The sequence below is a fragment of the Lacisediminimonas sp. genome (genome assembly GCF_030645335.1).
Lineage (GTDB): Bacteria > Pseudomonadota > Gammaproteobacteria > Burkholderiales > Burkholderiaceae_D > Lacisediminimonas.
Genome location: NZ_JAUSNH010000125.1, coordinates 1 through 20,394, shown reverse-complemented (window position 1 = coordinate 20,394; position 20,394 = coordinate 1). Strand labels below are relative to the sequence as shown.

At 62.2% G+C, this 20,394-nt stretch carries 20 protein-coding genes; 13 read left to right on the top strand and 7 right to left on the bottom strand.

The window, feature by feature from the left end:
• From uvrB to Q7T64_RS08895, 12 genes are all read left to right on the top strand, one after another.
• Positions 1–1,558, top strand: a 1,558-nt coding sequence (gene uvrB, locus Q7T64_RS08950) for an excinuclease ABC subunit UvrB (protein WP_304794598.1), incomplete at its 5' end; no start/stop codon positions are given.
• Between the two features lie 29 nt (positions 1,559–1,587).
• Positions 1,588–2,337: a hypothetical protein gene (locus tag Q7T64_RS08945; RefSeq protein ID WP_304794595.1), complete on the top strand. Its 750-nt coding sequence runs from the start codon at positions 1,588–1,590 to the stop codon at positions 2,335–2,337.
• A gap of 150 nt (positions 2,338–2,487) precedes the next feature.
• Positions 2,488–3,273 (top strand): uracil-DNA glycosylase, encoded by a 786-nt coding sequence (locus tag Q7T64_RS08940; protein ID WP_304794592.1) that lies wholly within the window; start codon positions 2,488–2,490, stop codon positions 3,271–3,273.
• 189 nt (positions 3,274–3,462) lie between these two features.
• Positions 3,463–3,948, top strand: a complete 486-nt coding sequence (iscR, locus tag Q7T64_RS08935) for a Fe-S cluster assembly transcriptional regulator IscR (RefSeq protein WP_304794588.1) — start codon at positions 3,463–3,465, stop codon at positions 3,946–3,948.
• Positions 3,949–3,970: 22 nt separating this feature from the next.
• A complete protein-coding gene (locus Q7T64_RS08930) occupies positions 3,971–5,224 on the top strand; it encodes an IscS subfamily cysteine desulfurase (protein ID WP_304794585.1) in 1,254 nt (417 codons plus the stop codon).
• 106 nt (positions 5,225–5,330) lie between these two features.
• Complete coding sequence (iscU, locus tag Q7T64_RS08925; RefSeq protein WP_304794582.1) at positions 5,331–5,744, top strand: Fe-S cluster assembly scaffold IscU; 414 nt, start codon at positions 5,331–5,333, stop codon at positions 5,742–5,744.
• A gap of 38 nt (positions 5,745–5,782) precedes the next feature.
• Positions 5,783–6,106 (top strand): iron-sulfur cluster assembly protein IscA, encoded by a 324-nt coding sequence (iscA, locus tag Q7T64_RS08920; RefSeq protein ID WP_304794579.1) that lies wholly within the window; start codon positions 5,783–5,785, stop codon positions 6,104–6,106.
• 77 nt (positions 6,107–6,183) lie between these two features.
• Positions 6,184–6,699 (top strand): Fe-S protein assembly co-chaperone HscB, encoded by a 516-nt coding sequence (gene hscB, locus Q7T64_RS08915; RefSeq protein WP_304794575.1) that lies wholly within the window; start codon positions 6,184–6,186, stop codon positions 6,697–6,699.
• Positions 6,700–6,710: 11 nt separating this feature from the next.
• Positions 6,711–8,579, top strand: coding sequence for a Fe-S protein assembly chaperone HscA (hscA, locus tag Q7T64_RS08910; protein ID WP_304794570.1), 1,869 nt, complete (start codon positions 6,711–6,713; stop codon positions 8,577–8,579).
• Positions 8,580–8,670: 91 nt separating this feature from the next.
• Positions 8,671–9,009 (top strand): ISC system 2Fe-2S type ferredoxin, encoded by a 339-nt coding sequence (gene fdx / locus Q7T64_RS08905; RefSeq protein ID WP_304794566.1) that lies wholly within the window; start codon positions 8,671–8,673, stop codon positions 9,007–9,009.
• Positions 9,010–9,020: 11 nt separating this feature from the next.
• A complete protein-coding gene (iscX, locus tag Q7T64_RS08900; protein ID WP_304794562.1) occupies positions 9,021–9,227 on the top strand; it encodes a Fe-S cluster assembly protein IscX in 207 nt (68 codons plus the stop codon).
• 205 nt (positions 9,228–9,432) lie between these two features.
• A complete protein-coding gene (locus Q7T64_RS08895) occupies positions 9,433–11,034 on the top strand; it encodes a triacylglycerol lipase (RefSeq protein ID WP_304794559.1) in 1,602 nt (533 codons plus the stop codon).
• Positions 11,035–11,159: 125 nt separating this feature from the next.
• On the opposite strand, the gene Q7T64_RS08890 is transcribed toward Q7T64_RS08895, so the two are convergent.
• From Q7T64_RS08890 to Q7T64_RS08860, 7 genes are all read right to left on the bottom strand, one after another.
• Positions 11,160–11,948 carry a glycine zipper 2TM domain-containing protein gene (locus Q7T64_RS08890; RefSeq protein ID WP_304794557.1) on the bottom strand — a complete coding sequence of 263 codons (789 nt, stop codon included), beginning with the start codon at positions 11,946–11,948 and terminating at the stop codon, positions 11,160–11,162.
• Between the two features lie 120 nt (positions 11,949–12,068).
• Positions 12,069–13,211, bottom strand: coding sequence for a hypothetical protein (locus Q7T64_RS08885; protein WP_304794554.1), 1,143 nt, complete (start codon positions 13,209–13,211; stop codon positions 12,069–12,071).
• 11 nt (positions 13,212–13,222) lie between these two features.
• Entirely contained in the window at positions 13,223–13,645 is a 423-nt protein-coding gene (locus Q7T64_RS08880) for a CesT family type III secretion system chaperone (RefSeq protein WP_304794551.1), read from the bottom strand.
• 262 nt (positions 13,646–13,907) lie between these two features.
• Positions 13,908–15,437, bottom strand: a complete 1,530-nt coding sequence (gene lysS / locus Q7T64_RS08875; protein WP_304794547.1) for a lysine--tRNA ligase — start codon at positions 15,435–15,437, stop codon at positions 13,908–13,910.
• A gap of 5 nt (positions 15,438–15,442) precedes the next feature.
• Positions 15,443–16,547 (bottom strand): peptide chain release factor 2 gene (gene prfB / locus Q7T64_RS08870; protein WP_304794545.1). Its coding sequence is split into 2 segments (ribosomal slippage): positions 15,443–16,465 and positions 16,467–16,547, totalling 1,104 coding nucleotides; the frame shifts between segments, so codons are not numbered across the junction.
• 135 nt (positions 16,548–16,682) lie between these two features.
• Positions 16,683–18,377 carry a single-stranded-DNA-specific exonuclease RecJ gene (gene recJ, locus Q7T64_RS08865; protein WP_304794542.1) on the bottom strand — a complete coding sequence of 565 codons (1,695 nt, stop codon included), beginning with the start codon at positions 18,375–18,377 and terminating at the stop codon, positions 16,683–16,685.
• A gap of 20 nt (positions 18,378–18,397) precedes the next feature.
• The gene (locus Q7T64_RS08860; RefSeq protein ID WP_304794539.1) at positions 18,398–19,423 is read right to left on the bottom strand and encodes a hypothetical protein; all 1,026 of its coding nucleotides are present in this window, start codon (positions 19,421–19,423) and stop codon (positions 18,398–18,400) included.
• A gap of 101 nt (positions 19,424–19,524) precedes the next feature.
• Between Q7T64_RS08860 and Q7T64_RS08855 the strand changes: the two genes are divergently transcribed.
• Positions 19,525–20,394 (top strand): ABC transporter permease (locus Q7T64_RS08855; RefSeq protein ID WP_304794535.1); only part of this gene is annotated, 870 nt, incomplete at its 3' end.

Sequence of the window (20,394 nt, the reverse complement as noted above, 5' to 3'; positions counted from 1 at the left end):
CGCCGGCATGGTGACGCTCCGCAAGGGTGCGGAGATGAACCGTGACGACCTGCTCCGCAAATTCGTCTCCATGCAGTACTCCCGCAATGACATGGACTTCCACCGCGGCACCTTCCGGGTCCGCGGCGACACCGTCGAAATCATCCCGATGTATGAGGAGCTGGCGATCCGGGTCGAGTTCTTCGGCGACGAGATCGAGAACATCTACACCCTGCACCCGCTCACCGGGGAGATCATCCGGGATGAGACCGAGATGTACGTCTTCCCGGCCTCGCACTACGTCGCCGGACCGGAGCGGATGGGCCGGGCCATCAAGCGGATCGAGGACGAGCTGGCCGAGCGGCTCCAGGTCCTGGAGAGCCAGAACAAGCTCGTGGAGGCGCAGCGCCTGAGGATGCGCACCACCTACGATCTGGAAATGATGCAGCAGATGGGCTTCTGCAACGGCATCGAGAACTACTCCGGGCACATCGACGGACGCGCCCGCGGAACCGCGCCGCACTGCCTGATCGACTACTTCCCGGACGACTTCCTCCTGGTGATCGACGAATCACACGTCACCGTGCCGCAGATCGGCGCCATGTACGAGGGCGATATGTCCCGCAAGCGGAACCTCGTGGACCACGGCTTCCGGCTGCCCTCCGCGATGGACAACCGCCCGCTGAAGTGGGACGAGTTCCAGGACCGCGTGGGCCAGACCGTCTACCTCTCCGCCACGCCGGGCAAGTATGAGCTCGGCAAGGCCGACGGCTTCGTGCAGCAGATCATCCGGCCCACCGGACTGATCGACCCCGAGATCGTCGTCAAGCCCACCAAAGGCCAGATCGATGATCTGCTCGGTGAAATCAAGACCCGCACCGCGAAGAACGAGCGTGTGCTGGTCACCACCCTGACCAAGCGGATGGCCGAGGACCTCACCGACTATCTGCTGGGGCACGGAGTCAAGGTCGAATACCTGCACTCGGACGTGGACACGCTGCGCCGGGTGGAGCTGCTCCGCGAGCTCCGGATGGGCGTCTTCGACGTGCTGGTCGGCATCAACCTGCTCCGTGAAGGCCTGGACCTGCCCGAGGTATCGCTGGTCAGCATCCTGGATGCGGACAAGGAAGGCTTCCTGCGTTCCGAGCGCAGCCTGATCCAGACCATCGGCCGCGCCGCACGCAATATCAATGGCACGGCGATCCTGTATGGGGACCGCATCACCGATTCGATGCGCCGTGCGATCGACGAGACCGAGCGGCGTCGCACCAAGCAGGTGGCGCACAACCTGCTCCACAACATCACGCCGATGGGGATCAAGAAAGAGATCCGCGAGCTGATCGATGGCGTCTACAACCCGCAGGAAGCACGGCTGGAGTTGCAGGTGGCGCAGGACCAGGTGCGCTATGCGTCGCTGAGCCAGAAGCAGGCCAGCAAGGAGATCAAGCGGCTGGAGAAGCTGATGGTCGACCATGCCAAGAACCTGGAATTCGAAAAGGCAGCGCAGGTGCGCGACCAGTTGCATGTGCTCAAGGAGCAGTTGTTCGGCGCCAGCGGCACTGATAATGTCGGCACCTGAATAAAAATAAACGAGGGGAGAACACAGTCATGACCGATTCACTCGGCTTCCGGCTGCGCCTGGGCATCATCGCGCCGTCGACCAATACGTCCGTCCAGCCTGAAATGGACGATATGCGTCCTTATGGCGTCACCAACCATTTTGGCCGCCTGTACATACCGGACGAGCCGATCCGCGACGATGCGGATTTCAATCGCCTGATGGACAACATCCGGGCCTCGATGGATGAAGCCGCGCGGGTGGTCATGACTTGCCAGCCGGACCGGCTGGTGCTGGGCATGTCCTCCGAGACTTTCTGGGATGGCGTGGAGGGCAGCAAGAAGCTGATGGCGCGGATGAAGGAAATCTCGGGCGGCAAACCGGTGACATCCGGCGCCGACGCCGTCAATGCGGCGCTGGCCTGCTATGGCGACATCAAGCGCATTGCCGTGATCACGCCTTACCAGCCGGTGGGCGACGCCCAGGTGCTGCGCTTTTTTGCCGAGTGCGGCTATGAAGTGGTGGCGCTGGAAGGACTCAAATGCAGCAGTCCGGTCAACATCGCCCACGTGTCGGAAAAGCAGTTGCGCGACACGATGATTCGCCTCAACGACCCGTCGGTGGAAGCGATTGTCCAGGTCGGCACCAACCTGGCAGCGGCGCGGCTGGCCGGGATTGCCGAATTCTGGCTGGACAAGCCGGTGATCGCGATCAATACGGCGATCTACTGGCACGCCTTGCGCGACAGTGGCATTACGGATCGGGTGCAGGGTTTCGGGTCCTTGCTGCTGGAGCATTGATCGGCAGTGGGGCCGGTTATTTTCATCTCGCCGGTCTGCCTGTAGGGATAAAGCATCAAATTTGATGCTTTGTAGCTCCAGTGAGATTCGTCTTCCCGGTGCTCTCGCCAAGGCAAGCGCCCGCATCGGCAAACGCTACAATACGGCCGCATGATTCCCTCACAACTCTCCCCCGCGCTCAACCGCGCCCATCCGTCCTGGCGCCCCATCCTTGAACAAGGCCTGCGCGCCATCGCCGCCGCTGATCCGGCCTACCTGCCGGCGCTGGTCGCGTCCGATTACCTGCCCAACGACAATCGGCTGTTTGCCGCTTTTTCACTGCCAATCGACGCCGTGCGTACCGTGCTGGTCGGCGAGGGCCCTTATCCGCGGCCCGAGAGCGCGACCGGCGTGTGCTTCATGGACGGCGCAGTCGATGCGCTGTGGTCCGACAAGGGGCTGTCGACCAGGGTCAACCGCGCCACCTCGCTGCGCAACTTCATCAAGATGCTGCTGGTCTGCGAAGGCATGCTGAGCCCGGGCGAGTGCACCGGCGAACCGGTTGCCGAAGCATCGCGCCATGCGCGCTCGCCCGACAGCAACATGATCCAGACCCTGCCGGAGATGCAGCAATCGCTGCACGGGCACGGTTTCCTGCTGCTCAATGCCGCGCTGGTGTACCGGCCCGAAGTGCCGCCGATAAAGGACGCACGCGCCTGGCGGCCCTTCCTGGAAGTCGTATTGGAAGCGCTCGCAAACCGTACCGGCGCATTGCCGACCCTGGTCCTGTGGGGCAAGGTGGCCGAGCTGGTGGCGGGGCTGGACGATATCGGCCGGTTCCCGCGCGTCGTGGCGGAACACCCGTACAACATCTCCTTTATTGCCAATCCGGCCATGCATGCGTTCTTTCGCCCGCTGCACCTGCTACGGCGCCGAGCAGCGAGCGCACCGGTATGAAATAATGTTGGTCTGCAACGCAATTTCCTAACATTTCGAGCTAGCTAATACCTGACAAGATCAGTCAAGTTTGTTATACTCGACCAAATCAGTAGGGAATAGGGCGTCCGCCATCCGGATCCCTGGGATTCCAGCTTTGGTTTCGGGTTGAAAAACTGCAGTGATTAACGGTATCGGGAGTGGCTTGCAATGCGCTTGACAACAAAAGGACGGTTCGCCGTCACCGCCATGATTGATCTGGCGCTGCGCCAGGACAAGGGACCGGTGACGCTTTCCGGCATCAGCCAGCGGCAGGAAATTTCCTTGTCTTACCTGGAGCAACTGTTCGGCAAGTTGCGCCGCCACGAGATCGTTGAATCGGTACGCGGTCCGGGCGGCGGTTACATGCTGGCCCGCAAGATGGAAGACGTGACCGTGGCCGACATCATCATCGCGGTGGACGAGCCGCTCGATGCTACCCAATGCGGCGGCAAGGAAAACTGCCACAGCGGCGCGGCCGAGCATGAGCATGGCACGCGCTGCATGACGCATGACCTGTGGGCGACGCTGAACGCGAAGATGGTCGATTACCTGGATTCGGTTTCGCTGGGCGACCTGGTCCAGAAGCAGAAGCACAAGCAGAATGAGTCGGTGGTCACCCTGCACCGGACAACCAACAACACGGCGCCAGCCTGATAACTGTAGTGGAGTGGAAGAAATGAACCAAGCTTTGACAAAAACCTTGCTCGACACCCTGAAAGCACCGCATTTCCCGGTCTACCTGGATTACTCGGCGACCACGCCAGTCGATCCGCGTGTGGCCGATGCGATGATTCCCTACCTGCGCGAGCAGTACGGCAATCCCGCTTCGCGCAGCCACCTGTATGGCTGGACGGCAGAAAAGGCGGTCGAGGAAGCGCGCGAAAACGTCGCCGCGCTGGTCAATGCCGATCCGCGCGAAATCATCTGGACCTCCGGCGCGACCGAAGGCAACAACCTGGCCCTGAAGGGTGCGGCGCATTTTTACAAGACCAAGGGTAAGCACATCATCACCGTCAAGACCGAGCACAAGGCGGTGCTGGATACGGTGCGCGAGCTGGAGCGCCAGGGTTTCGAGGCGACTTACCTGCAGCCGCAGGCCGATGGCCTGATCACGGTGCAGCAACTCGAAGAAGCGATGCGCCCGGACACGATCCTGGTGTCGGTCATGCTGGTCAACAATGAAATCGGCGTGATCCAGCCGATCGACGAGATTGGCGAACTGTGCCGCAAGAAGGGCATCATTTTCCATTGCGACGCGGCGCAAGCCACCGGCAAGCTGCCGATCGACCTGCAAAAAACCAAGGTCGACCTGATGACCTTTACCGCCCACAAGACTTACGGTCCGAAAGGCATCGGCGCGCTGTATGTCCGTCGCAAGCCACGCGTGCGGATCGAAGCGCAGATGCACGGCGGCGGTCATGAGCGCGGCTTGCGTTCCGGCACGCTGCCAACCCACCAGATCGTCGGCATGGGCGAAGCATTCCGCCTGGCCAAGCTGGAGATGGACGAAGAAGTCGCCCGCATCAGCGCGCTCAACGCCCGCCTGGCAAAAGGCCTGACCGAGATGGAAGAGGTCTACATCAACGGCGACATGAAACATCGCGTGCCGCATAACCTCAACGTCAGCTTCAATTACGTCGAGGGCGAGTCGCTGATCATGGCGATCAAGGACATTGCGGTGTCGTCCGGTTCGGCTTGTACTTCGGCCAGCCTGGAACCATCTTATGTATTGCGCGCGCTGGGCCGCAGCGACGAACTGGCGCACAGCTCGATCCGTTTCACCTTCGGGCGCTTCACCACCGAAGAGGACATCGACTTCACGATTCGCCTGATCAAGGAAAAGGTCGGCAAGCTGCGCGAATTGTCGCCGCTGTGGGATATGTACAAGGAAGGTATCGATATTGCATCGATACAGTGGGCGGCGCACTGATCGCCCAGGGCCGCGATGGACATGCAGGCCGGGTCAGCGCCACGCAGCACGGCATGACCCGCCACCGGAAGTAAACCAGATACAGACACAGTCACAGGAGCGCACCATGGCTTATTCAGAAAAAGTACTCGACCATTACGAAAACCCCCGCAACGTCGGTTCCTTCAAGAAGGATGACGACACGGTCGGCACCGGCATGGTCGGCGCACCGGCTTGCGGCGACGTGATGAAGTTGCAGATCAAGGTCGGTCCCGATGGCGTGATCGAGGACGCAAAGTTCAAGACCTACGGCTGCGGTTCGGCCATTGCGTCGTCGTCGCTGGTGACCGAGTGGGTCAAGGGCAAGACGCTGGACCAGGCAATGGAAATCAAGAACACCCAGATCGCCGAAGAACTGGCGCTGCCACCGGTAAAGATCCACTGCTCGATCCTGGCGGAAGACGCCATCAAGGCAGCGGTGCAGGACTACAAGGCGCGGCATGCGCAAGAAGCGACGGCCGGCAGCACGCAAGCAGCCTGAGCCTGTAACTCACTGACAGACACTACGGCAAGGCAACCATGGCAATCACACTGACCGAACAAGCAGCCAAGCATGTGACCCGCTATATGGACCGGCGCGGCAAGGGCGTCGGCCTGCGGCTGGGCGTGCGCACCACCGGCTGTTCCGGCCTGGCGTACAAGCTGGAATATGTGGACGAGGCAAGCACCGAGGACCAGGTTTTCGAGTCCAAGGGCATCAAGGTGTTTGTTGACCCGAAGAGCCTGCCGTATGTCGATGGCACGGTGCTGGACTTCGCTCGCGAAGGCCTGAACGAAGGCTTTCGTTTCCAGAATCCGAACGTCAAGGACGAGTGCGGCTGCGGCGAAAGCTTCCGTATCTGACACGGCAATGCGGCTTGCGCCGCGGCAGTCCCGGGGCCGTGCCCGCCGTGGCGGGGCGGCCCTTGTTTCAGGATGATATGCAAAACCATTTCGAGCTGTTCCACCTGCCGCAACGCTTTTCGCTCGACCTGCAATTGCTGGACGAGGCGTATCGCGAAGTGCAGAACCAGGTCCATCCGGACAAGTTCGTGACGGCGCCGGACGCCGAGCGGCGGGTCGCGATGCAGTGGGCCACGCGCGCCAATGAAGCCTACCAGACGCTGAAAAATCCGTTCAAGCGCGCCGCCTACCTGTGTGAATTGCATGATGTCGATCTCGAAACCGAGTCCAACACCGCAATGCCACGCGAATTCCTGATGCAGCAGATGGAATGGCGCGAAACGCTGGACGATGCGCGCAAGTCCAAAGACATGGATGTGCTGGAAGGCCTGGCCGACGAATTGCAGGCCACGATAAAACAGCAGTTGCTGCGCATCGGCGGCCAGCTGGAAGCAGACGATTACGAAACAGCGGCGCAAGGTGTGCGCCAGCTGATGTTCCTTGAAAAATTCGGCAGTGAGGTCGCTCGTGTAGTCGACAGCCTGGCGGACTGACCTGACGACTTATGGCACTACTGCAAATTTCAGAACCCGGCATGTCGACTGTCCCGCACCAGCGGCGACTGGCGATCGGCATTGACCTTGGCACCACGAATTCGCTGGTGGCCACGGTGCGCAACAGCATTCCCGAAGTGATCGATGACGAAGATGGCCATGCGCTGTTGCCGTCCGTGGTGCGCTACCTGCCAAATGGCAATGCGCATATCGGTTACAAGGCGATGTCGGCGCAGACCACCGATCCGCGCAATACGATTGCGTCGGCCAAGCGCTTCATGGGCCGCGGCCTGAAAGACATTGCCCACGCAGAAAACCTGCCCTACGACTTTGTCGATGCGCCCGGCATGGTGCAGGTGCGCACCGTGGCCGGCATCAAGAGCCCGGTCGAAATTTCGGCGCAGATCCTGGCCACGCTGCGCCAGCGCGCCGAAGATGCACTCGGCGACGATATCGTCGGCGCCGTCATCACGGTGCCGGCCTACTTCGACGATGCGCAACGGCAAGCGACCAAGGATGCGGCGCAACTGGCCGGCCTGAACGTGCTGCGCCTGCTCAACGAGCCGACTGCTGCGGCGATTGCCTATGGCCTGGACCAAGAGTCCGAAGGCGTGTTCGCCGTCTACGATTTGGGCGGCGGCACCTTCGATATTTCCATCCTGCGCCTGTCGCGCGGCGTGTTTGAAGTGCTTGCCACCGGCGGCGACTCCGCACTGGGCGGCGACGACTTCGACCATCGGCTGTTTTGCTGGATCATCGAGCAAGCCAAGCTCTCGCCCTTGTCGGACGAAGATACCCGCTTGCTGATGGTGAAGTCGCGCGAGGCCAAGGAGCTGCTGTCGACGATGGCGGAAACGCATATCGACGCTGCATTGAGTTCCGGCGAAGAAGTGCACCTGACGATGTCGGCGCACGAGTTCGTACAGATCACGCAGCACCTGATTGCCAAGACCATGACCCCGACCCGCCGCGCGCTGCGCGATGCCGGCCTGGCGGTGGACGATATCGATGGTGTGGTGCTGGTCGGCGGTGCAACGCGCATGCCGCACTTGCGCCGTGCGGTGACGGATTTTTTCAAGAAGACCCCCTTGGCCAATATCGATCCGGACAAGGTCGTGGCGCTGGGCGCCGCAATCCAGGCCAACCTGTTGGCCGGCAATCGTGCGCCGGGTGACGACTGGCTGCTGCTGGATGTGATTCCGCTGTCGCTGGGCATTGAAACAATGGGCGGCCTGGTCGAGAAGGTGATTCCGCGCAATTCCACCATCCCGTGTGCACGCGCACAGGAATTCACCACCTTCAAGGATGGCCAGACCGCAATGGCGGTCCACGTGGTGCAGGGCGAGCGCGAACTGGTGTCGGACTGCCGTTCGCTGGCGCGTTTCGAGTTGCGCGGCATTCCGCCGCTGGCGGCCGGCGCTGCGCGTATCCGGGTCACCTACCAGGTCGATGCGGATGGCTTGTTGTCGGTCTCGGCGCGCGAATTGCATTCCGGCGTGGAAGCCTCGATCGTGGTCAAGCCGTCCTACGGCCTGAGCGATGACCAGGTAGCGACCATGTTGCAGGACTCGTTCCAGTCGGCCGATGTGGACATGAAAATGCGCGCGCTGCGCGAAGAACAGGTGGATGCCCAGCGCATCATCCTGGCGACCCAGTCTGCGCTGGATGCCGATGGCGCCGAACTGCTCAGCGAGCAAGAGCGCGATCAAGTCGTCGCGCTGATCGCCGACTTGCAGGCCAAGGTAGCGGCGGACGACCACCTGGCGATCAAGACCGCGGTCGAGGCGTTGGCTGCCGGTACCGAAGAATTCGCTGCGCGCCGGATGGATCGCAGCGTACGCAAGGCGCTCACCGGCAGGAAGCTCGACGAACTGGCCTGATTGCGATGGCCGGGCGGCTTGCTCAAAGCCGTCAGCCTGCTGACAGATGACCACCCCCGGCGCATTGCCCCGGAACCAAGAAAGGAAGATCGTGCCGCAAATCGTCGTACTGCCCCATGCCACTCTTTGCCCTGCAGGCGCCGTGATAGAAGCGCCGTCCGGCAGGTCTGTTTGCGACGTCCTGCTCGACAACGATATCGAGATCGAACACGCCTGCGAAAAGTCCTGTGCCTGCACCACCTGCCACGTCGTCGTGCGGGAGGGTTTCGATTCGCTCAATGAGCCGCTCGAAAAGGAAGAGGATCTGCTCGACATGGCCTGGGGCCTGGAAGCGACTTCCCGCCTGTCCTGCCAGGCACTGGTCGGCGAACAAGACCTGGTGATCGAAATACCGAAGTACACGATCAACCACGCGCGCGAGAACGGCTAAGGAGAATGGCGATGAGATGGAACGACGTCACGATGATTGCGGAAGAACTGAGCGACAAGTATCCCGATATCGACCCCAAGACGGTGCGCTTCGTCGACCTGCATAACTGGGTATGCACGCTCGACGGCTTTGACGACGATCCGGCCCGCGGCGGCGAGCGCGTGCTGGAAGCGATCCAGGCCGCATGGATCGCCGAAGGCGATGAGGACGACGCCTAGTTGCGGATTCGATCGCGCGCACCCGCGCGCCGGCGGCCTGTCGCAAAGGCAGGCCCGCACACATGCTCACATTTGCCGGATGTATTAACGTACGGCTTTCCCGTTTTGCACTATGTTGAACTAGGTCAGGTCCTGACTTAGCCACCATGGCCGCCACTGGCCTTATCGTTCCCTGACATGCACCACGTGCCAACAGGGAGCGCCTATGCCCGACAAGAACGCCCGGTTCCATCCGATCATTTACGTGCGTGGCTACGCCATGTCCGCGCAGGAAATCGACAGCACGACCGCCGATCCCTTTTGCGGTTTCAATCTTGGCTCCACCGTCTACCGCGCCGTACCCGAAAGGGATCGGCCGCCACGAAAATACATTTTTGAGTCGCCTACCGTTCGCCTGCTTTCCGATTTCGGTTACCAGGACGTGTATGAGGACGGCTACGACATCATGGATGACGAATGGAAAGACAATCCGGATAACCGGCTTGCGCGCCGTTCCATCATCATCTATCGCTATTACGATGAAGCATCGCGCTTGCTCGGCTCCGGCCAGCGCCCGCCGATCGAGCAGTTCGCGCGCGAGCTGGGCGAGCTGATCATCCGCATTCGCGACCTCGCGTGCGCCAACCAGGCCAACAAGCTGACGCCGGACACGTTTCGCTGCTATCTGGTGGCGCATTCGATGGGCGGGCTGGTGTGTCGCGCACTGCTGCAAAACCCGGCGCACGATCCGCATGACGCGCACCGGTATGTCGACAAGTTTTTCACTTACGCCACGCCGCACAACGGCATCGATGTGGCGGGCATCAACGTACCGGGCTGGCTGGCCCACAACGACATCAACAACTTCAATCGCGACAATATGGCGGCTTACCTGGGCCTGGGCCGCGCCTTTGAGCAGACCAGGCGGGTCGACTGGATACCGGAGCAGCGCTTGCCATCGGCGCGGGTGTTTTGCATGGTCGGCACCAACCGGCTCGATTACGAAGCGGCGTTCGGCCTGTCGCGCAATTTTGTCGGCCAGGGCAGCGACGGCCTGGTGCGGATAGAAAACGCCACCCTGTCCGGCTGGACCGATGCCGGCGGCAAGGGGGCGCCGTGTGCGAAGGCGTTTGCGTACCGGGCGCACTCGGGCTATTTCGGCATCGTCAACAGTGAGGAGGCGTACCAGAACCTGACGCGCTTCCTGTTTGGCGATGTACGGGTCGACATGTGGGTGGATATCGAGCAGATCCGGCTGCCGGAAGCGGTGGAGCAGCAAGCCAGCAGCGGGCATGCAGTCAATGCGCTGTATCAGTTCGAGCTGCTGGCTGCGCCGCGCGGCAAGCTGTGGTACCTGACGCGGCGCACATCGGAAGAGGACTCCGTGGCCTGCCTGTCGCACAAGGAGTGGATGACGCAGCGCGACCAGCATCGTTCGCTGTATGTTTCCACCGTGTTCCTGGCCAATAGCGCGCGCGTCAATCCGCGGCGGCGCTCGCTGGCCTACAGCATGACCTTGGGCGTGCGGGTTCCCGACTATGAAATCGACCGCAAGCTATGGATCAACGAGCACTACGAGGGCGGCTACCTGTTCCGCGATGCGCTGGTGATTGAAATGGTGCCGCCGAAAGATGCCAGCGAGGCCTGGCGCGTCAAATATGCGTGGCAGGGCGCCGGTGTGGGGCCGGCCGACACCGTGGTGGACGCCACGGTGCTGGACAGCGGCAGCATAGAAATCAGGATTGCGTTTGGCAGTGATGCCAAGCCGGGCATACAGGGCAATGTGCGCTTGATTGCGTCTGGCTGGAATGTGGGTGCGGATGACTGAGGCGTGACTGAAATGAAAAAGGGCCGCACCTGGCGGCCCTGTCGGATCGCATGCAGCGATCCCCTTCATTCAATTGGCCGCATGAGGCTGCGACTCAAGTTGTGGCAGTGATTCCTGCAGCCGAATCAGGAAGCCTGGCGCAGGTAGCCGTCAACCACGCGAACCCGGTCGCCGACAGTCCAGTTTGGCTGGTTGTCGTAGGGGAAGGTGCGCACGTTGCCATCTTCCATCCGCACCCGCACCTGGTAGCTGTTGGCGCCGCCGCGGGTGCGTTTTTCGACTTCATTGCCAGCGTAGCCGCCGCCGACTGCGCCGGCAACCGTGGCCAACGTGCGGCCGGTGCCGCCGCCGACCTGGTTGCCCAGGATGCCGCCGAGCACTGCACCACCGACCACGCCCAGACCCGTCGGCGCTTGCTGTGTGGCGATGGCACGGACTGATTCAACCCGGCCGCAATCATGGCAGATCGGTGCTTGCGCAACCTGTTGCGGCGGTGCATAGACCGGCGCTGGTGCGGTCACTGCCGGATAAGGCTGCTGGCGCGGCGCTGGCGCTGGCAGCGGCGAATAGCCGGGAACGTTGTCGTGCGCCTGGACCGTCGTTACCGGCTTGGGACGCGCCAGTTGCTTGGCTGGCCTGGCCGGTTCGTCGTCGTGCAGCAGCGCATATTTATTGTCGACCGCAGCGGCTGCCGCGCGCGAGGCGGCCCTGGTCGCCACGGTTGCCGGCTCGGGCGCCGGGGCGCTGGATTTGGCGGCCAGCGCCGTGTCAGGCGTGGTGCTCGGTGCTGCTGCAGTGCCATGCGAATTTGGCAGGAGCCCGGTGATGGCGGCTACGCCAACCAGGCTGACCACGATCACGGATACGGCAGCGCCAGCGATCAGGGGGTGCATGCGTTTGGATGTTGTTTCCACTTCTTTCTCCACGGGTCAACGAAAGTGCCCTTGGAGGAATTATCGGATGCGATATCGCCTGGAACCAGTGGAAAACTGTGTAATCTGTAATCGCATGTAACCAGTGCCCGCCGCCTGGCGTCAGCCGCGCACGGCCAGTGTCGGTTCGGTCCAGCCCCTGGCTTGCATCAACTCGAAAATCAGCTCCCGGTTCTGGGCAAAGAAGGCATACACCAACTGTGCCAGGCAGCCAGCCTGCATCACGCTCATGCCATGTTCCCGCATTTTCAGGTAGATTGCATTGCGGCAGGTGCTGAGGAAAAACCGGATAGCGGTTTTTTGCCCAAGCGCCGACAAATCCGGTAATCGAAAACCCTCGCTGCCACGGATGCTCTGGGCCTCCGGTTTACCAATGCAATGCCCCTCACGGTGCAACAGGTAGAGCGCTGCGGCATTCGATGCACCGCGTATGGCGTTGGCCACTGCGCCAATCAGAAGCGGCCCGATCAGCTCATTGAACCGATAGGCATCGTTGGGCCCTCTCAGGAGTGCGCCGACATAGCCATTGAGCAGCACAGTGGCGGCAAGATATGGCAGTGTGCCGGCAACACTGGCCAGCACCTGCCCTCTGAAATTGAGTACCTCGCGGTTCACCGAGAGGCCAGCTCTTTCCAGTGAAGACTTGCACAGTTCCACGACCAGCGATTCGCCTGCCGTGCCCAAAGTACGCGCCGCCAGTTCCGGTGCGGCGGAGATCCATTGCTTGTCGGTCACGGTCACGGCAGTCAGTGTGGCCGCCGTTCCCATGAAGAATGCAATTGCCTTGGCGCCGTCGGCGGCGGAGGCTGTCTCATCGTCGCTGCCGCATAGTCGCAGCAACGAGGCAGCGACAGTCAGCGCCGTACCGACCGCCAGCGTCATGACTGGCTGGGCGCTACCCAGCCCTGCCACACATGCGCCGGCGGCCGCCGCAGCGACCGTGCAAACGCCGATGCCGAGTTTTTGGGAACGACTTTCGATGCCGATCTGGTTCCTGGCGATCAGGTAGGCCTGGGTGCCCGCGCTCAGCGCGCCAACGGATCCGGCAACCAGTCGCATGGGCAGCGTCGATGGCGCCAATGCCGACGCGGCGACGAAGATCCCCAGGCCAACGCTTCGGCCTGCGGCCTGGCCCGCATAGTCCCGGGCGGCATGGTACAGCGCGGTTACGACCGGTCGCGGTGGCTTGCAGGCAACGTCGTCTTCCGGAGCAAGCGTGGCTTGCACGCCTTCCGGTGCTGACATGCGCGGGATGCTTACCGTGTGCATGCTTGCGCCAGTGGTTCTTCATCGTCCAGGAAATAGCCGCAGCGCCAGTCGTGCGCGCGTGCAGATGCGTATTGCAGGCTGGTGAGCAATTGCGCCGGCGCAGGCGCCGTCAATTCGTAGGAGAGGATAGCCACGCCGGTCCCGGGTTCCAGCGCCAGGCGCTCCTGGCGATGTGCCAACAGCAGGTTCAGTTCAAGCAGCCGGCGATAGATTGCGCTTGCTGTTTCTTCGGGTGGCACACCAAGTTGAACATAGACCTGGATCGATTGCGATGACGCTGCGGGCAGCAAGGTGACAGGAATGTCGTTGCAATTTACGGTGCCGGTTTCGAGCACTGCGCTGGTCGAGTCGTGCAGGCCAGCCAGCGCGCAAAATTCCACGATGAGCGTTGTTTGTTCTTCGTTCCACATAAGGGATTCTGTTGATTGCGTGGGTATGCCCTTGGCATCAGGGCAGATTCGCTGATTAGCGAATGCCGCATGAAATTGTTCTTATGGCAATTATTTTGGCATCAGGATATTACTGGTTCGTGACCGACGCGCAAACGGGTGTTAATGCGAGGAACTGGCGGAGGAAGTCGGCAGGCGGGATGGGTATGCGGCATGCCAGCCGGGCTACGGACCGATTGGGTCCGTAGCCCGGCTCATGAGAAGCAAGCCTGGCAGCAGCGGGTCAGTCTTCCCGGCGCAAATGCGGGAACAGGATCACGTCGCGAATATTGGGCGAATCCGTGATCAGCATCATCAGCCGGTCAATGCCAATGCCGCAACCGCCGGCTGGCGGCATGCCGAATTCCAGGGCGCGGATATAGTCGGCGTCGTAATACATTGCCTCCTCATCGCCGGCGTCCTTGGCGGCCACTTGCGCCTGGAAGCGCGCGGCCTGGTCTTCCGGATCATTCAGCTCGGAAAAGCCGTTGGCGATCTCGCGCCCGGTAATGAACAGCTCGAAGCGTTCGGTAATGCCGGGCACCGTGTCCGATGCGCGTGCCAGCGGCGACACTTCGACCGGATAGTCGACGATGTAAGTCGGTTCCCACAACTGCGATTCGGCAGTCTCTTCGAACAGCGACAATTGCAGTGCGCCCAGGCCGGAAATGACATGCGGCTCGACGCCGAATTTCTTCAGTTCCTGTTTCAGGAATGCGGCGTCGTGCAATTGCTCGTTGGTGTAGTGCGGCGCGAACTTGTTGATGGCTTCGACGATGGTCATCCGGTGGAACGGCTTGGACAGGTCGAGCGGCCGGCCCTGGTAGGTCAGGTCGGCGGTGCCATGCGCGTCGATCGCGGCCTGGCGGATCACGGCTTCGGTGAAGTCCATCAGCCACTTGTAATCGACGTAGGCGGCATAGAACTCCATCATCGTGAATTCCGGATTGTGGCGCGGCGACACGCCTTCATTGCGGAAGTTGCGATTGACTTCAAACACGCGCTCGAAGCCGCCGACCACCAGCCGCTTCAGGTACAGCTCGGGCGCAATGCGCAGGAACATTTCCATGTCGAGCGCATTGTGATGGGTGATGAAGGGCTTGGCTGCCGCGCCGCCGGGAATCATGTGCAGCATCGGCGTTTCGACTTCCATGAAGTCATGCTCGTTCATGAAGTTGCGGATCGACGTCATGGCGGCGGTGCGTGCGCGGAAGGTGCGGCGCGTCTCTTCGCTCATGATCAGGTCGACGTAGCGCTGGCGATAGCGGGTTTCCTGGTCGGCCAGGCCGTGGAACTTGTCCGGCAGCGGACGCAGCGATTTTGTCAGCAGGCGCAGCGCCGTCACCCGTACCGACAATTCGCCGGTCTTGGTCTTGAACAGCGTTCCGGTGGCGCCGAGTATGTCGCCCATGTCGTAGTGCTTGAAGGCTTCATGCGCGGCTTCGCCGGTCAGCTCGTTGCTGATGTAAAGCTGGATGCGGCCTTCCGCATTGGCGCCGGAATTGTCCTGGATGGTGGCGAAGGACGCCTTTCCCATCACGCGCTTCAACATCATGCGGCCGGCCACCACCACCGTCACGGCGTCGGCTTCCAGCACTTCGCGCTCGGTCTTTTCGTGTTGCACCTGCAGCGCTGCTGCCTTGTGCTGCGGACGGAAGTCGTTCGGGAACGCGACGCCCTGCTTGCGCAGCGCAGCCAGTTTGCCGCGGCGCTCGGCGATGATCGTGTTCTCGTCTTTTTCTTCCGTCACGGCGGAGTATTTGTCGGTCATCATTTTATTTACACGCCTTGTTTCAGTGATGCCGCGATGAAGTCATCGAGGTCGCCATCGAGCACGGATTTTGTGTTGCCGGTCTCGAAATTGGTGCGCAGGTCCTTGATGCGGGACTGGTCCAGCACATAGGATCGGATCTGGTGGCCCCAGCCGACGTCGGTCTTGGCGTCTTCCAGCTTTTGCTGCTCGGTCATGCGCTTGCGCAGTTCCAGCTCGTACAGTCGCGACTTCAGCATTTCCCAGGCTTCTGCGCGGTTGCGGTGCTGGCTGCGGTCGTTCTGGCACTGCACGACGATGCCGCTCGGACCATGCGTCAGGCGCACGGCGGAATCGGTCTTGTTGATGTGCTGGCCGCCGGCGCCGGACGCGCGGTAGGTGTCCACCCGCACGTCGGCCGGATTGACGTCGATGTCGATCGACTCGTCCACTTCCGGATAGACGAACACGCTGGCAAACGAGGTATGGCGACCGCCGGCCGAGTCGAACGGCGACTTGCGCACCAGCCGGTGCACGCCGGTTTCGGTGCGCAAAAAGCCGTAGGCATAGTCGCCTTCGACCTTCAGCGTGGCGGTCTTGATGCCGGCCACTTCACCGTCCGATTGTTCAAGTATTTCAACCTTGAAGCCCTTGCGTTCGCAGTAGCGCAGGTACTGGCGCAGCAGCATCGAGGCCCAGTCCTGGGCTTCGGTGCCGCCGGCGCCGGCCTGGATGTCGACGAAGCAATTGTTCGGATCCATCGGATTGTTGAACATCCGGCGGAATTCCAGGTCTTCGACCAGCTTGCGCAGGTGGGCGGTGTCTTCTTCGATCGACACCAGAGTGTCTTCGTCCTGCTCCTCGCGCGCCATGGCGAACAGGTCGGTGGCGTCGCGCAGGCCGGATTCGGCCTTTTCCAGCGTCGTCACGATGGCTTCGAGGGCTTTCTTTTCGCGGCCCAGTTCGAGCGCGCGTTTCTGGTCGTTCCAGACGGTAGGGTCTTCGAGTTCCTGGCTGACTTGTTCGAGTTTCTCCAACTTCACAGCGAAGTCAAAGATACCTCCGTAGTTCAGCTTCCCGGGAGACGAGGTCCGCCAGCAGGGCGGAGAGGGAATTCAGGCGTTCAGCTTCCATGATGGGCTCAGTCGAATCAAACCCGGGATTATAGCTTACGACGTGGCCCAAACCGGGCATGGGTGGCGTAGCGTGCAGGTAATGACAGGATGGCACGGTCGCGCCATCCCGGCATCCCGTTAGTCCGCCATGCCGCTATACCGCCTCGGCATGCTCGACCATCAACTGCACCCGGGTGACGCCGTTGTATTCATTGGCGTCCAACCGGAACGCCACCCGCGCCCGGCCGGGCAGGGCGTCCACGCGGTTGAACCAGATGGCGTCCAGTTTGCGGCCATTTTTTTCCAGCACCAGCTTCAGGTGCTTGTCCTTCAGCACACGCTGGTTCAGCACCTGGAATTCATCGCAGAACAGCGGCGGGGCGAAGCCCTGGCCCCAGACCTGGGTCTCCATCAGGCTGATGAACTGGGTCGTGTAATACGCATCTTCCAGCGGGCCGTCGGTTTCGACCAGGCGTTCGAGCTGGGCGTCGCTCAGCCAGCTGCGGCCGACCTCTTCAAAGGCGGCGCTGAAGGCGTCGAAGTCAGCGGACTTGATCGTCAGGCCGGCCGCCATTGCATGGCCGCCAAAGCGCTCGATCAGGTCGGGCGCGCGTTTGGAAACCAGGTCGAGTGCATCGCGCAAGTGGAAGCCGTTGATCGAGCGGCCGGAGCCCTTGATCACGCCGTCGCCGCCCGGTGCAAAGGTAATTGTCGGCCGGTAAAACTTGTCTTTCAGGCGCGAGGCAACGATGCCGATCACGCCCTGGTGCCAGCCGGGGTCGAACATGCAGATCGTGCTGCGGTTGTGTGGCGTAATGCCCTCCAGCGCCAGCAGCGCAGCGTCCTGCATGTCGGATTCGATCACCCGCCGTTCACGATTGATGGCGTCGAGTTGCTCGGCAATGGCGTGCGCCTGGTCCGGATCGTCCGTCATCAGGCAGGTGATGCCCAGCGCCATGTCGGCCAGCCGGCCGGCAGCGTTCAGGCGCGGACCGACCGCAAAACCCAGGTCGAAAGGCGTGGCGCGCACCGACTCGCGCCCGGCGATGCGCAACAGGGCGGCCACGCCCGCATGCATGCGGCCGGCACGGATGCGCTTGAGTCCTTGCGCCACCAGCACCCGGTTATTGGCGTCCAGACGCACCACGTCGGCCACGGTGCCCAGCGCCACCAGGTCGAGCAAGGCATCCAGCCGCGGCTGGTTTTCGGCGCTGAAAACGCCGCGCTTGCGCAGTTCCGCCCGCAGCGCCAGCAGCACATAGAACATGACGCCCACGCCGGCCAGGTGCTTGCTCGGAAAGCCACAATCGGGCTGGTTGGGATTGACAATGACGCGTGCGCGCGGCAAACGGTCGCCCGGCAAGTGGTGGTCGGTGATCACGACTTCGATGCCGCGCCGGTTGGCTTCGTCCACGCCGTCGATGCTGGCAATGCCATTGTCAACCGTCAGGATGATGTCGGGCGCGCACTCGGCAGCGGTCAGCGCCACGATTTCTGGTGTCAGGCCGTAGCCGTACTCGAAGCGGTTGGGCACGATGAAATCGACCTTGGCGCCCATCATGCGCAAACCGCGCAGCGCTACCGCGCAGGCGGTTGCGCCGTCGCAGTCGTAATCGGCCACCACCGTCATTTTCTTGCCGGCGGCGATGGCGTCGGCCAGGAAAACCGCCGCGGCTTCTGTGTGCAGCATGCCGGACGGCGGGGACAGCGCCTGCAGTTCACTGGACAGCTCGCCCGGTTGGGTCAGTCCGCGCGCAGCGAACACGCGCGCCAGCACCGGGTGGATGCCGCTCTGGCGCAGCACTTCGGCATGCCGGAAGGGGTAGGGACGGGTGGCGATTCGGGTCATTGGTGCTTTGCTATTGAGGGTTAGGCAAGGGCGGCCAGCGACGGCCTGGACCAGAATTTCTTCAAGTCCCAGCGGCTGCATTGCAATTGCAGCAGCCGCGTGCTGTCGCTCAGCACCAGGGTGGCCCGGTCAATCTTTCCGCTGCGCAGCGCTTCCAGCAATGGTGCAAACCATGTTTGCTCAGTCGCCTGCATCGCGTTGATCCATTGGTGCCAGTCGCCGGACAAGGCCGCTGGCGTCATGCTGTCGACCACTGCCAGCGAGCGTCCTCCAGCCGCGATCAGCGCCGGCAGGCTGGCCTGGCTTGCCCGTGGCGTGCCGGGCAGGAAGGCATCCAGCAGCGCTGTGGCCTGGTCATGACTGCCGGCAGCCGACGCCGGGGAGCCGGCAGTATCGGTATGCGTGTCCCAGCACCACAGGGCATTGATCATGCGCCGGCCGCTGGCTTCACGCTGATGGTTGCTGTCCAATGTGTGCCACGTCATCTGCACTTCATTATGGAGTTTGCGCCAGGCGCGCTCACCGGCGCCGCGCGGCATCCAGATGTCGATGTTGTGGCCGACGGCGGCATCCGGCGCTGATGTTTCGATAGCCGCCCAGTCGTCCGCGCGCATGAACCAAAGGGTCTCGGTGCCGTACAGAAATTCCCTGCCTGCTTCGTCGAACAGTGGCCGGGCGACGTCGAACAGGGCGCGCGATTCCTGCTGTTCCAGTTGCAAGTGGCGCAAGTCGGTCAGCACCAGGTGGTCGCGGGCGATGTGCAGGCTTGCCGGGTGCAGCATGAACCATTTTCCCGTGCCCGGTGCGAGTCCCAGGCCGGTCATGGCGCTGGCCGCCACGCCGCTACGGGCAAGTTCGGGGTCGCCGTGCGTGAGCAGCCATTGCTGGTGTGGCAACAGCCGGGAATAGGGGTCGTATTGCTGCCGGTCGACTGCTCCGCGCGCCAGCAGGGTGGACAGGGCAGGCAGCGACACTTGCCGCAGCAGGTCGCGGGCGAGTTCGGGGGGCGGCAGGGCAAAGGGCAGCAAAAGATCAATGGTGGCCATGCCGGCATTGTAGTCCGGCAGCGCCAGTTGACCTGATCGTTACTTATTACCAAGCTTGTGTGGCACACTCGGCGTTTTGCAAACTGCGGCCAGGAGCCCCTTTGTCCTTTATCAAGAATATGCCGTTCGAATGGATGGTCGGCCTGCGCTATACCCGCGCCGGCAAGCGCAGCGGGCGCAATAGCTTCATTTCCTTCATTTCCCTGATTTCGATGGCTGGCATCGCGCTGGGCGTGGCCGCGCTGATCGTCGTGCTGTCGGTAATGAACGGCTTCCAGAAAGAGGTGCGCGACCGCATGCTGTCGGTGCTGTCGCATATTGAAGTATTCGATGCCGGCGGCGGCATGAAGGACTGGAATGCGGTCGCGCGCGAAGCGTTCCAGCAAAAGGAAGTGCGCGGGGCAGCGCCCTATGTGGCGGCGCAGGCGATGATCACGCGCGACGACAGCGTGCGCGGCGTCTATATCCGCGGCGTGCTGCCGGAACTGGAGCCGAAAGTGTCGGACGTGGCTTCCCAGGTGCGGCGCGGCAGCTTCAATGATTTGCGCGACGGTGAATTCAATATCGTGCTGGGCAGCGAAATCGCCAAGGCGCTGCGCGTGACGCTGGGCGACAAGGTCACCATCATTGCGCCGCAGGGCCAGGTGACGCCGGCCGGCGTGATCCCGCGCTTGAAGCAGTTCAACGTGGTCGGCGTTTTCGAAGCCGGCCATTTTGAATACGACTCGACGCTGGCCTTCATCCACCTGCAGGACGCGCAGCGCATGTTCAAGCTGGAAGCGCCGACCGGCCTGCGGCTGCGCATCGAAGACATGCAACGTGCGCCGCAGGTGGCGCGCGACCTGACGCGCATCCTGACCGGCAACGTTTACCTAAGCGACTGGTCACAGCAAAACAAGACCTGGTTCGCCGCGGTGCAGACTGAAAAGCGGATGATGTTCATCATCCTGACGCTGATCATCGCAGTTGCC